This window comes from Ereboglobus luteus, from assembly GCF_003096195.1.
Lineage (GTDB): Bacteria > Verrucomicrobiota > Verrucomicrobiia > Opitutales > Opitutaceae > Ereboglobus > Ereboglobus luteus.
In genome coordinates this window covers 2,968,034-2,981,528 of record NZ_CP023004.1, presented here as the reverse complement: position 1 = coordinate 2,981,528, position 13,495 = coordinate 2,968,034, and the positions used below count along the sequence as shown (strand labels likewise).

6 protein-coding genes are annotated in these 13,495 nt (G+C 60.5%); all 6 read right to left on the bottom strand.

Annotated elements, in window-relative coordinates; all coding sequences use genetic code 11:
• The 6 genes from CKA38_RS10855 to CKA38_RS10830 all read right to left on the bottom strand — a co-directional run bounded on the left by CKA38_RS10855 (nucleotide 1) and on the right by CKA38_RS10830 (nucleotide 13,482).
• Nucleotides 1–3,294 (bottom strand): alpha-L-rhamnosidase, encoded by a 3,294-nt coding sequence (locus CKA38_RS10855; RefSeq protein ID WP_152032816.1) that lies wholly within the window; start codon nucleotides 3,292–3,294, stop codon nucleotides 1–3.
• Nucleotides 3,295–3,317: 23 nt separating this feature from the next.
• Nucleotides 3,318–8,009, bottom strand: a complete 4,692-nt coding sequence (locus CKA38_RS10850) for a family 43 glycosylhydrolase (RefSeq protein ID WP_161554857.1) — start codon at nucleotides 8,007–8,009, stop codon at nucleotides 3,318–3,320.
• 132 nt (nucleotides 8,010–8,141) lie between these two features.
• Complete coding sequence (locus CKA38_RS10845) at nucleotides 8,142–8,603, bottom strand: hypothetical protein (protein WP_108825494.1); 462 nt, start codon at nucleotides 8,601–8,603, stop codon at nucleotides 8,142–8,144.
• 9 nt (nucleotides 8,604–8,612) lie between these two features.
• Entirely contained in the window at nucleotides 8,613–9,902 is a 1,290-nt protein-coding gene (locus CKA38_RS10840) for an MFS transporter (protein ID WP_108825493.1), read from the bottom strand.
• 259 nt (nucleotides 9,903–10,161) lie between these two features.
• Nucleotides 10,162–12,066, bottom strand: a complete 1,905-nt coding sequence (locus tag CKA38_RS10835; RefSeq protein WP_108825492.1) for a DNRLRE domain-containing protein — start codon at nucleotides 12,064–12,066, stop codon at nucleotides 10,162–10,164.
• Between the two features lie 36 nt (nucleotides 12,067–12,102).
• Nucleotides 12,103–13,482 carry an FAD-dependent oxidoreductase gene (locus CKA38_RS10830; protein ID WP_108825491.1) on the bottom strand — a complete coding sequence of 460 codons (1,380 nt, stop codon included), beginning with the start codon at nucleotides 13,480–13,482 and terminating at the stop codon, nucleotides 12,103–12,105.
• Between the last annotated feature and the right edge of the window lie 13 nt (nucleotides 13,483–13,495).

The window sequence follows — 13,495 nt, the reverse complement described above, 5'->3', positions numbered from 1 at the left end:
TCAAGGTTTCACTTCGAAACGATACACGCCCGAGCCGGTTTCGCATACGACCTCTCCGGAGATTTCGGAGGTCAGCACGCGCACGCCGGGCGCCGCGCCGAGGGCGCGGCCGCTTTCGGTAACGGCGGAAGCAGCGCGCGCGGGAATGAAAATCCTCGCGCGCGAGCCGACGGGAATTGTCACATCAAGTGCTAGGCCGCCGTCGGGCAGTTTTTCCCAACCGCTCTCGACACGGCCGGTCACGGCCTCGTAGGCGGCGCGTGCGTGAGTGAGCCCGCCGCCGAGTCGCGGGCGGATCACGATGTCCCGGAATCCTGGCGTGGCGGTGTTGATGCCGGCGATGTGCCGGTAAAACGATTCGCCGACCGCGCCAAACGCGTAGTGGTTGAGCGATCCTTTGATCCGGCCCGTCTCGGGAATGAAGCCGTCCCAAGCTTCCCACATGGTGGTCGCGCCAAGCTTCACTTGGTAGAGCCATGACGGATAGCTTTCCTGAAGGAGCACGCGCCATGCGGTGTCGTCGAGCCCGGCGTTGAAGAGCGCGGGCATGAGGCGCGCGGTTCCGATAAATCCGGTGGCAAGGTGCCAGTCAAAGGCCTCGATACTGTCGTTGAATTTTGCCGACATCTTTTCGCGAAGATGTTCGGGCACCAGCCCCATGGTGAAGGCCAACGCGTAGCCTGTCTGGCTGCTTTCGAAAATGGAACCGTCGGCGAGCAGGAACTCGCGCTCGAAGGCCGCGCGCACTTCCTTGTGCAGTTTCTGGAAGCGCGCGGCCTCGGCGTCGCGCCCGATGAGCGCGGCCATTTGCGACATGAGGTCGCAAACATAGGCGTAAAACGCGGTGTCAATCACCTCCTTCTTGGCGGTGCCCCCCTTGTTCAACCAGTCGCCCAGACTGCTGCGGACCACCACAATTCCGTCGCGCGAACGGCGCTCAAGCCAGTCCATGTAGCGCAGGAGCGCGTCGAAGTGGCGCTCGATGGGACGTGTCTCGCCGTATTGCCGCCAGAGGATGTAGGGGACAACTATGGCAGCGTCGCCCCACCCGCTCGAGGGGCGCATGTGGTAGCCCGGGTAGGCGGGTGCGTTGCCGGGGAAGGTGCCCGCGGCATTTTGCGAGTCGGCGATGAGCGTTTCGAGCCAGCGCTCGAGAAGTGCGCGCATGTCGTAGTTGTAAACGGAAGTGCCGCCGAAGAATTGTATGTCGCCGGTCCAGCCAAGGCGTTCGTCGCGTTGCGGACAGTCGGTGGGGATTTCGAGGTGGTTGCCTCGCTGGCTCCAGATTATGTTGGAATAAAGTTGATTCAAAAGCGGGTTGGAGCACTCGAACCATCCGGTGCGTTTTATCGGGGTGTGGGTGACTATGCCGGTAAAATCCGTCGCGGACGGCTCGTGCTCAAGCCCGCGCACCTCAAGGTAACGGAAGCCGTGGAAGGTGAAACGTGGCTCGAGCACCTGCTCGCCGTCGCGCATCCAGAACTCGTCAACCTGCGCCGCGCCGCGCAGGTTTGTGGTGTGCAGGGTGCCGTCGGGGTTGAGGATTTCCCCGTGGCGAAAAATAACGTGCGTGCCGGCGGTTCCGCGCGCATTGAGGCGCGCCCAGCCGACGAAGTTTTGGCCGAAGTCCACGAGCCATGTTCCGGGCGCGGTTTTTCTCACCGAGCGGGCCGGCAGGGTCTCGGTGATGCGCACGCCGTCGAGCGTGGCGCCCTCGATCACGGTTTGGGCGAAGGGGCGCGGGCCGTCGGCCAAGCGGGGTTTCTCGCCGGAGTTGGGCTTTTTCCACTTGGCGTCATCGAAACCGGGGAGCGTCCAGCCCGGCATATCCAGCCGTGCGTCGTAGCCGCAGCCTTGCATGAGATCGGCGTAGCGAATGGGGCCGAAACTTGCCTTCCAGCTGCTGTCGGTGGGCACTTGCGTGACGCTGCCGTCGTCGTGTTCGATAACAAGCAGGGCGCGCGCCCGCGGGAAACCACCGTAGGCCTGGCGTTTTCCAAGCAGTCCCCAAGCCCCCACGGTGCCGGAAAACCAGCCGTCGGCGAGCGTGATGCCGATGGCGTTCGCGCCATCGTTGAGCAAGGCGGTGACATCGTAGGTCTGCGCGTGCAGGCGGCGGCGGTATTCGGTCCAGCCGGGCGAGAAGAAATCGTGGCCGACGCGCCGGCCGTTGATCTCGGCTTCATAGACTCCGGCGGCGGTGGCGACAAGCAGCGCGCGGCGCACGGGTTTGCCCACGGAAAACTCCTTCCTCAACATGGCGGCCGGAGCGTAGTAGTGCGTGCCGTTTGTGAAGCTGCGCAACCTGGTTTTTGCCTCGGGTTTGCTCCATGTGTCGTCGCCCGCCAGCTCAGGCGCGTCGGGTCTCGCGGCGTCCGACAGGGCGGCAAGCCAGTTTCCGTCAATCGGTTCGCGGCGCGTCCCGGACGGGATGAACATCTCGATCTCGCCAAACACGGCCGGCGCGTTGCCGTCGTCTTGCGTCACGCGCAAGGCGACAAGGTTGTTTCCGTTGATGAGGAAGGAGCCGATGTCGATCTGCCGTGTGACATTCCAGCGGGCGGCTGCGCCTGCGCGCTCGCCGTTGACCCAGACTTCACATTCCATGTCGGGCACGAGCCAAATGACGGCGCGGGAGATGCGCGGTTTGTCCTTTATGTGAAAGCTCTTTTTGAACCATGCGGTCAAGGCGGTGGCGGCCTTGGAGCCGTCCGCGGATTGCGCGGGGCGTTGATGGTCTTTTGTCACGGCCGTGACCCATTTCAACATGCGGCGCGCGGCGCGTTCGCGCTGGGCGTCGGTGAGGTTTTCGTTGCGCTGCCTGTCATCGGGGTCGAGGCCGATCCATCCGCCCGGCCAGTCTTGCAGCGTCACGGTTTCTTCAAGCCCGCGCGACCATGTGGCTGTCTCGCTCCAGCCGGAGGCGAGGCCACCCCCGTCCCAAACGCGAACTTTCCACCAAACCTGCTGGAGCGTGTCGAGTTTGCGTCCGGCGAAAACCGCGCGAACGTCCGCGCCGGTGACACGTCCGGAATCCCATATGTCGCCCTCGTCCGCCTTGAGCTTTTCGGGCGAGGAGGCGACGAGGATTTGCCACGCGCTTTGCGAGAGTCCCCGGTCGGCGGCGTTGACCGCCTCAAGCCGCCAAGTAAGGCGCGGCCACGTTTCGCGAAGGCCGAGGGGATTGTCACGATGCTCACAGCGCGGCTCGACCGGACGGATGGTTGCGGCGCCAAGCGCGGCGCATGACAGGACGAGGGCAAAAATGAGGATGAGGGCGGGTTTGTTTTTCATGGAAAGCCGCAGGGTGGTTTGGCTCATTCGCTCGCGCCGCCGCGGAGGGCATACATGCGGCGAGCCACGGCGCGCGCCGCGTCGGCCATGTCGGGATAAGGCCGGTCGGTTATGCTGAGAAATCCGTATTGGAAACTTTCGTCGTCGAGGCTCCGGCCCGTCGGGCACTGGTCGATGAGCCGGTAATAATGCGTGCCGACAATCAGCGGATTGCGCAGCGCGCCTTCCACATAGCGCCGGTAGGCGCGGCCGCGATCCGCCTCGTCGGCGCACCCTTGCAGGCCCGGGTGAAAATGGCCGTTGGCTATCGTGCCGAAATGGAATTCGCCGATGATGACCGGCGTATCGATCGCGTCGGGCAGGCGAAGCGCCTCCACGCTGAATTCGTAGAGGTTGAAGCTGACGACATCGCAAAATTTCGCGGCGGAACGCATGATTGCGGCGGACGGAACCGTTTGAAAACGACAGCCAAGGTAAAGCCGCCCCGGCGCAAAACGGCGAACCGCGTTGCGCGCGCCCTCAAAATAACGGTCGCTCAGGGCATTATTGAACTCAACCAGGTCGGCGCGCGCCACCGCGCGATCCGGCGGCTGCGTCGAGGAGAGAAAGGCCGCGAACGACGCGTGCCTGGTTTTCCACGCGGCGTTGAGGTTGGCGATGTCGCCGTATTTTTTCTCCAGCCTGCGGGCGAACTCGCGCTTGGCGGGCTGCGAGGCGGGGCTGCGCAAGACGGCCTCGGCGAGCGCGGTTTCGCCTCCCCACGCGTGCTCGTTGTCCACGAAGAAACCGATGCACATGGGATCGTTCGCGGCAAAGGCCCAATTTTTTCGCAGCGCCTTTTCGACGGCCTCCTCAAAGCCCGGATCGAACACGTCTTGAAAAAAACGCGCCGCGCTTCCGCCGTGGCCCTTGATCGTGACCGCGTCGGGCGTGCCGACCTGGCCGACGTAGGGCATGCGTCCGTCGCGGATGTAATCCTTGTGCGTCCAGTTTGCCAGCGTGTTGACACCCCAGCTTTCGGCGCGCGCATAGAGGCGTTTTTTGTGCGCGCCGGCCCAGTCGTCGCCGTGTTTGCGGCGGAGGTTGGCGCCGAAAAAATCAAAGGCGTCGGGCGTTACTTTTTTGTCGCGATAGAAATTCGGCGTGCCCGCCAGGTAAGCCTGCTTGCGCCAGAGGCCGCGCCCCCCGGGGGAATTTTTTTCGGGAAGGTTTTCAAAATAATGCTCGCGCAATGTGACACCGGTCAGCTCCGCATTATAAAATTGGTTGATGCCGTGCGAAAAAAACAACTTTCCCTCGGGATCGACCAGCCACCACATGCCGCCGTGCTTCACCGTGCGAAACGCGCCGGTCGCCTCAAGCGCCGGGCCGTCGGCCCAGCCGCCGTAACGGTTGAACGAGGGCGGGCGCGGGTTGGCGGCAAGATCGGCGTCCTCGTCGGCGAGGTCTTTCGCGAGGTCCGTGTCGGCGCGCGTTTTTCCGGGCCAGTCCTTGTGCTTGTATTGTCCGTAACGGTCGAACGCGGGATAAAATGTCGAGGTGCTTTTGAGCGCGTCAGGCGCGCCGGCGAAAGGTTCCTCCAGGCGGATGTTGCTCACCTCGAACTTCACCTCCGCGCCCAGCGGATTCGCAAATAGCATGATGTTTGTGATGCGCGCCAGATCGAGCGTGCAGCGGCCCTTCAATCCCTCGGGTGAGTTTTTCACGCCCTCGATTTTCACGTCGTCCGGGGCGATGCCGTTGCGGTGGTAGCGCACGCGCATCGTGCCGGACTCGCCCGCGTCGAGCGCGATGCCGCCGCGTATGCAATTCTCACGTCCGTTGGAGCCGGGGTTTTCGATCTGGCACTTGATGCCAATCTGCGCGCCGGTGAGATTTTTCACGTCCATCGCCAGAACCGAGCAGCGGGCGAGGTCGAAAAATTGCGTGCCGTTTTGCGGGCGCAAATTGATTCCGGGCCAGGATATTTTTTGCCCGCCGGAAATCGTGACGACGAGCAAGTCGCCCCGCTTCTCGACGGACGCGTTGCCGTTGACGGTGATTTTGCGCGCGTCGTAGTCGTCGAGCCGCAGCGGTTCCGCCGGCTTTGCGGGAGGGCTGGCGATCAGGCGCACGTCGGAGATTTCGCAAAACCCCTCGCGCCCCGCGTGCTCCGCGGCGAGGATGATCTCGAACTCGCCGACGGGCAGGTGCATCTTGCCGTCGTTCGCGCCGCCCCAGGGTTTGCCGCTGAGCCCGGCCTCGAACGGAACGACAATCGTTTCCGGCTCCCCCGGCTTGGTGTTAAAACTGTGCTGGTGGATTTGCCCCGTCCGATCCTTGAGCCGCACCAAAAGTTTTTTCTGATTTGTCCTTACGTTGAAACTCACCCTTGAAACGTCGGGAAACGCAACGGGACACACCGCGCCGACGTAACGTTTGCCACGGCTGAAATCGGCGGTCAGCCGGAGCGTGTTTCCCGAGAGGCGCAGGTCGCCTTTCGTTTTCGGATCGGGGCCCTTGTCAAAACGCCAGTCGGTCAGCGGCGGACGATATGCGCCGGACGTTTGTTGTTGTTGCGATTGTTGCTGCTGTTGTTGCGCCCGGGCGCGCGGAGGTTGCCGCCAGGAGGGGAGTGGCGCGATGTCCTTGTCGTCCGCAGCAAGCGCGGGATCGGGTGGCGGAAGCGGCCCGGTGAAGCCGCTGATTTTTTTCCGCAAAGGCATCGGGTTGGCCTCGATCTTCAGCGGCGTGCCGAGCGGAAGCGGCTCGCCGGCGCTGATCGCGACTCCCCTGTCGTTCGCCACGTAGGGCTCGGCAAACAGCTGCCGCGGCACGCCTTTTGTTTTTTTCCCGACATAGGCGTGATAAATCGCCCAGTGCGAATTGCCCTCGGGCGACGGCACATAACAGGCGTTGCCGGGGCCGATGACGTCCTTCGATGCCTTGAAGATCGGCTGCGTCGCCTTTTGCCAATGGCGCGGATTCATCGGGTCGTCGCCGATCAGTTTCATCAATCCGATCACGTAGTGCGGCGTCCAGTATCCGCTCGCCGCGTAGAGCAGGTAGAGCGTGCCGTCGGCGCTGTAAACCGGCGCGCCGCCCTCGACAACCTCCGGCAGCATGCGTCCGTCGCTCGCGCGCCCGGCGCCGTGTTTTTCCCAATCGAGCGTCGGGCGGCATATCATCGCGGGCTTGCCGGAAACCGTCCACGGATTGATCAACTCGTCGATGTAAAGACACTGCCAGTGATCGCCGACATTGCGCGAGTTTCTGTCGCCGATACGGCCCACCCAGATGAAGTAAAGTTTTCCATTGTGCTGCAAAACCTTCGGGCCGACGGTCCACTCGCGATTGAATTTTTTCCCCTGCGCGGCGGTCATTCGCGCGGGCACGTTTAACTCGCCGTCCGTCGGCGAACCGTAAGGGCCGAGCGGATCGCCGGTCAGGCTGCGCAACACATACATGCGCTGGTCGGCGGCGGCGTTGTCGCTACCGTCGTTGGCCGAAACGTAGAGATAGTGGCCCGCCAATTTTTCGCCGACATCCTCCGCGCCGAAATAATATATTTTTGGCGACCAGAGATTTTTTGAAAACTCGCGCCGGGGCGGCGGCTGCCAAATGATCACCGGCTGGGCGTATGGAAAATCGGAAAGATTCGCCGCCTTGTATCCCTCGAGCCGCGAGCCGCCCGTGGTCGTGCAATAATAATAACCGTCGTGCAAAAACACGCACGGATCGGCGCCCTTGATGATCGGATTGATAAACGAGAGGCTGCCCCTGATTTTCTCGTCGAGCAGCGACGCAGGATTCACCACAATGGAAGACTTCGCGCCGCCACGCACGCCGCGCGTGCCGGTGATGCCGGTGACCGAGGTAAAAACGCCGCCGTTGATCGCAAGCGTGTAGGAGCCGGAAAACTCCGCTTCATTATTCCGCGTGGCCGAAATTGCATTATAAAAACGCCCGTCGTTTATGGTGACGCGGATGGCGCCCGTCAGGGATGCCCCGGCTATGTTTCCGAGGCCGGAAACACTATTATAAAAAGTGCCGCCGTTGATCACCAGTTCCGCGTCGCCCGTGTGCCGTCCGACGCCCGCCGAGCACACCGCGCCGTAAAAACGCCCGCCGTTGACCACCATGCGAAGGTTGCCATTTGTGGGCGCACCCTCGTCAATCGCGCCGCCCACCACGGTATACCACTGGCCGCTGTTGATGGTGACATTCGAGCCGGATCGCCCGCGCGTTTTGTTTTGGGACGCGCCGACGATGGTGGGATACTTGCCCTTCGGCGGAGACTGGCAGACAATGCCCCCGCCGAGCACAACCGCGTGGCCGTTGCAGTGGAGATAACGATAATCCGCGCCCTCCGTCACAAACATGAGACGCTCGAAAGTCGTCGGGCCGTTGACGCGATAGGATGCGTTCAATATCAGTTTCGCGGAGGCGTTTCTCGCGCCGTCGAGACTGCCGGTCACGGTGACGGGCGCGTCGTGAGCGGGCGCGTCAAAGTTGCCTTTTATGCGCACAGGTCCGCGCAGCACAATCACGCCGCCGGTCGTGGCAAGCTGCTTGTATGCGTCGGCCAATTCCTTGGCGGACGCCTCTTTTCCCTCCGCTCCGATGTATATAACATTGTTTCCCGAATTTGCGGACAGGTTTGCGGCCAAAACCAACCACGCGGCAAAACACAGAACATTCCTGAAGCGCCGGGGCATGTCTTTCGTTCTTTTCATAATATAGATTTCCATCTTATGGGGCGCGCCTTGCGCGCGCCCTCGCATGCGAAAGACTGTTTGCGCACGTATGCACAAAGCGGGCCGGCATCAGGGCGCACGCAAGGTGCGCCCCCACGGGGTTGTTCCGTTTTACTTCTTCCCCTTCTTGGCGGCGGGCCCGCCGTCGAGGTAGATTTCGCGCATCAATTTGTAACCCAAAACATCGCGCATATCGAGACGCACACTCGTCGTCTCGCGCTGCTTCGCGGTGTTGCCCTCGAGCTTTATCACAATGGGATCGAGCAGCTCTCGGGCCTTGTCGCGATAGGCCATGTCCTTGGTTTGCGTGAGCAAAATGACATCATAGTCCGACGGTGACGAGGCCAGGCCGTAGAAGACTTTGAAATCCATGATGATTCCCTGCTTTTTCGCCTCCTCCATGACGGCCCAGAACGTCTTGGTGATGCTGCGCAGGTATTCGTCGGCCATGCCGTGCTTGGTGCGCACGAGCGTCATTTCCCATACGGGGCCGTCGGTGTAGGGCGCGCTGCTTTGAGCGCGGGCAAGCAGGGGAACAAATGCCAAAAGTGCGAGGAGGAGGATTTTCTTCATGGTGGTTTTTTATTGGTTGTCGTTGTTTGAGGAAGGAATGCTTTGACGGTTGCGGGCAAAATCGGAGGGGAAAAACACGCGCGCGGTGACGAGGAGCGCAAGGCTGCCCACAACATAAACGGCCCCGAGCAGCGAGATGCCGGTGCTGAGCGCGTAGGACTGCTTGATCGCGCCCAGAAAAAGCGGGGCGAGCGAACCGACGCCAAACGAAAAACCGGTCATCAAACCGGTGGCCGTGGAATGGTGGCGCGGCGAGGTGACATCGAAGAGCGAGGCGTAGATATTGGAATCGTAGAGGCCGCGGAAGAAACCGAACGCGCCAAGCATCGCGTAAACAAGCCAGAGGTTGTGCGTCGCGCCCATGGTGTAGAGCGTGGGCACGCACAACAGAAGCGCCATGCCGGACAACTCGACGCGGAACGAGGGACGGTTCCCGACAATCTTGTCCGAGATGCGCCCGCCAAGGAGCACGCCGACGAAGGAGAAAATCTGGTAATACAGCATGCTGAAAACGCCGGCCTTCGCGGGCGTGAGATTGAACGGCTCCAGCTGCAAATACGTGGGCATCCAGGAAAGGCAGCCCATGTTGACAAAAGTCGAGCAACCCAACGCGAGCGTCAGCACCAGCGCGGTCGGCGTGCGCACCAACGCGCCGAGAACGGCGCCGATCGGCTCGCGCGCGGCGGTGGCCGCGGCGGTTTTGGGCGCATCCTTCAAACGGCGCCACATCAGCGCGACGAGAATGACACCCGCGCCGCCGAACAACCAGAAGGAGTGCTCCCAACCGTATTTCCCCGCGATCCAACCGCCCGCCCAGCCGCACGACACCGCGCCGAAATACTGCGCGGTCTGGTAAATCGCGAGCGCCTGCCCGCGCGTCTTGACGTGATACTGGCCGATCATCGCGGTGGCGGCGGGAAGGAAAAACGCCTCGCCCACGGCGGTCGCCAGGCTGCGCACGACAATGAGCGAAACAAGGCCGTTTGTGAAGCCGGTCAACATTGTCGCAAGACTCCACGCCAGCAGGCTGAACAGGATGATGCGGCGGCGGGAGACGCGATCCCCGACAATGCCGGCGATGGGCATCATCACCGCCATCGAAGCGATGAGCACGGTGTTGACCAGCCCCGCCTGGATATCGCTCAAGCTCAGGGCATCCTGCACCTGTTTTTGAACGACGCTGTAAAGCTGCCGGTCGGCCTGGTTCATGAAGTAGGCGAGCCAGAGCCAGACAACGATCTCCCATGCGAAGGGAATTTTTCTTTTATTAGCGGAGACCAAAGGGGGCGAAGCGGACATGGCCCCAAAAAGTGCAATGTCCCCCGAGGCAAGTCACCTCAAATGATTTTATGGTGATTGCCAGAGTGTTATTTTTCATGCGCATCAGTGGGCGCGCCCGGGAACGCGCCTCCCTCGCATCACTTTTTTCAAGCCAGCGCGATTTTACTCTCCTATGAAATGAGCGCCCCCTCTCTAGGCACCATTTTCCTAGGAGTTAGCGGTCGGTAAAGGCGTCCAACAAGTGGACTGGCGTCGGGCCTCCCTCAATGAATTTTCTTCATTTCGCCGGGGCGTGAATGAATGACTGGAGTTCGGTGCGGGTTGTTTTTCTGGAATCTGAAATCTCGGCATACCATTCATAAACCGAGTTAGCCGCCCTGCCCTTCCACTTGTATTTAGCCTCGGCATCCGACGCGGTTTTCACTGTGGCGAGTTTTTTGAAAGGCTCGATTTTGGCTCCGAAATCATACGCAAGCGTGTATTGCGCCGCGGAGTCGGTGCGCGATTTGTCCGTGTAGGGCGAATAGGTGGCCACGCGAATTTCGTTGGTGCGCGGTGAAAAAGTAAGCACGCCAAGAAACCCCGATCCGCCGTTTTCATCGAATTGAAAATCCTGAACGATGGAATGCGTGACGAAGCCGTTGTAAGTGTCCGTGCGATGGCCCTCGCCCGTTGTGTGTCCGCCCACGATAAGCATGAGGTTTTTGTGCGTCTTTAGCGCGGCATAAACGGCCTCGCCGTCCTCCTGAAATTCTCCCGGAATTCCGGGAAAAAGGGTCGCGTGCGTAATAACAATCGCATGACGGTCCGCATGCTTGGTCAAAACATCGCCGGCCCACTTGAGGATTCCGGGATCGTTTCTGAGGCGACCGAATTCCAAACCGATCACAACGAGCTTCGTTCCGCCTGACTCAAACAGCGTGAAGTGATTGTTATTATTATCGCCGTAATTTCCACCGTAATAACTTTTCCCCTTAAAATGGTTCACGCCGAAATACTTGTTAAACAGTTTCGCCGGGCCATCCCTATTGATTTTTCCGTCGGGGCCGGGATAACGCTGATCGTGATTGCCGACGGCCAGGCAATAGGGAACACCCTCGGGCAGGCCGCTCAGTTTTGGATCCTCAAGTTTATAGAGCGCCCGGCGGGCAAGTTTCCATTGATCTTCATGAATATCCCCGTGGTCCGTGATGTCCCCGAGATGGAGCACGCCGACTATGTTGCGCGCCCTGGCATTGCGGGCGATCCACTCGGTCTGGGCGTCAAACATCTTTGATTTTCCCCCGAGCCGCTCGTTTGTATAATATTGTGTGTCGGGCAGGAGTATAATCTGGAAATCATCCGCGGCGACGGCCTGCTTGCGTCCATAAAATGCGACGCTTAGTGCGTCTTTGTTGGGGTCAGTCACACGCAGGGAAAGCGTGGCGGTGGTCGCGTTTGCAAACGTCGAGGAAAGGTTTGTCGCCACGGGCGCGATATTGGAGGGATTGGCGTCGTAGGTGACGCGGAGAAGCGGACGCAACTCCCGTCTGTCCACCCGTGACGTGATAAAGGCCGCCGGCACATGGTGCGTGCGCGTTGAATACAAGACCCAGCCGTTGTTCGGCTGCCCGCCCGCCCACGCACGCAGCGACTCGGTGACATCAATCTCGTAGGCTGTGTTGTTGAGATTGGGGACAAAGAGCGCGTCGGGATCGGCGACGGCCTCGCGCCCGTCGTATTGGATTCCGTCGTCGCCCCACGTTTTGTATTTCCACGCGGCATCCTTTCCCCATGGCACGAGCATGCGGCTGAGAAATATTCGGTGATAAGTTATCGCGTCTTTTTTCGAGCCCACATTGAGACGCAATGTCGCCTTCGATATTTTTGCGCCGTGAGGAATTTGCGAGGCCCCCGAACCGAAAATATTATCAAAACGAACCAGCGCCTGCTTCGCCTTCAGTTGCTCGCCCTTGCTCTCATGCCGTTCGATCCAAAGGTTGTTGGACTTGGCGCCAAGCACCCCCGGCTCATTCTGGTCGATGCCAACCTCCAGTGCGCCGGCATAACCGGCAAGGCCGTTTTGGAACGTCAGTGTTTTATCATCCAGATTGGACCCGGCATGGGCCGACGAAAACAAAAACGCGCACGCCGCGGCTGCGGCATAAAAGCGAAGGGAGCCAGGGAAACCGTATTGTTTCATTTTTTATTATATATAATCAAAAAATTTAAATCTCTACTATGAGCGCAAGTAGGCTCCGCTTGACCGCAATTTTTCGCGAAGCTGTTCAACATCGAGCGACGCGGGCGGGATTCCCCCGGCGACGCACATCGCCGCGGCGCGCCCGGCGGCCTCGCCGACGGCCATGCAGGTGGACATCACGCGAGTGGCGGCCATCGCCTCGTGCGTCGTGCCTATGCAGCGGCCCGCGATGAATAGGTTCTCGATTTTTTGCGGCACGAGCGAGCGGTAGGGAATATCATAACAATCCCCGCACCATTCAAGCGTGCAGTCGTTGTCGTTCGGCCGGTGAATATCAATCGGATAGCTGCCGACGGCGATCGCATCGTCGAACTTGCCGCAGTTCAGGAGATCGTCGCGATTCAGCATATAATTGCACACCACGCGACGGGATTCGCGAATGCCGAGAAATGGCGCGGTGTTGGACAGCCATGCGTTCTCAAACCCGGGCACATAACCGGTCAGGTATTTAACAATGCCGTCGATTTGTTTGCGCGCGGTGATCTCGCCGTCGGTGAGGCTGTGCGGGTCGGAGCCGTCGATGTCCTTGACGCGCGTCATGTTGATCCATGCCTCGCCTTTCCTGATGCCGGTTATAATAATCGTGCGATCAGTCGGAATCTGCACGCCTTCAGCGCGGGCTTTTTCTATCAGGTTGCGCAAGCCGACCGTGATGAAGCGGCTGTTTTTGCCAAAATAATCCGGAGGGATGAAGTCCATCTGATACGAGCCCGGTTGCCCAGCGATGCTGTTGCGGAGCTTGTCCGTGTCCACGTTGTCGAGGCGGAACATGAGCGTTGGGGGCTGCATGCCGCCCTTGTCGTCCCCCTTCTCGCAAGGCGCGCCCGCGAGGAAAGCCACGTCGCCGTCCCCCGTGCAATCAATCACCTGCCTGGCAAGAATCGCCTCGCGGCGCGCCTTGCCTTGAAAAACGCATCCCTTGATTTTGCCGTCCTCCACAATCGCATCGGCAAACATCATGTGCAGGAGAATCTCCACGCCCGCCTCGAGAAGCATGTTCATCGCCTCGGTCTTGACGGCCTCCGGGTCGATGATTGTGAGGCTGACATGCAGCGGGCAGGCTTGGTGCTCGCTGGCCGCGCCCTTCGCCTTGAGCCGCTCCATGAGTTTTTGCGGCAGGCCTTTTATAATCAATTCCTGCTTTTGGCTGAGAAAACCAAGGATGGGAAGCCCGGTGGTGAGATTGCCCCCCACATGGCTGAGCCCCTCGACAAGCGTCACGCGCTGTCCGCCCTCCGCCGCGCCCAGCGCGGCCATGATGCCGGCGGGGCCTCCGCCGACGACCAGCACGTCTGTTTCCTTGTATATTGGCGTTTCCCTTGACGGTTCGATAATCGTATTATTTTCGGTTTTCATGATAATATTATTT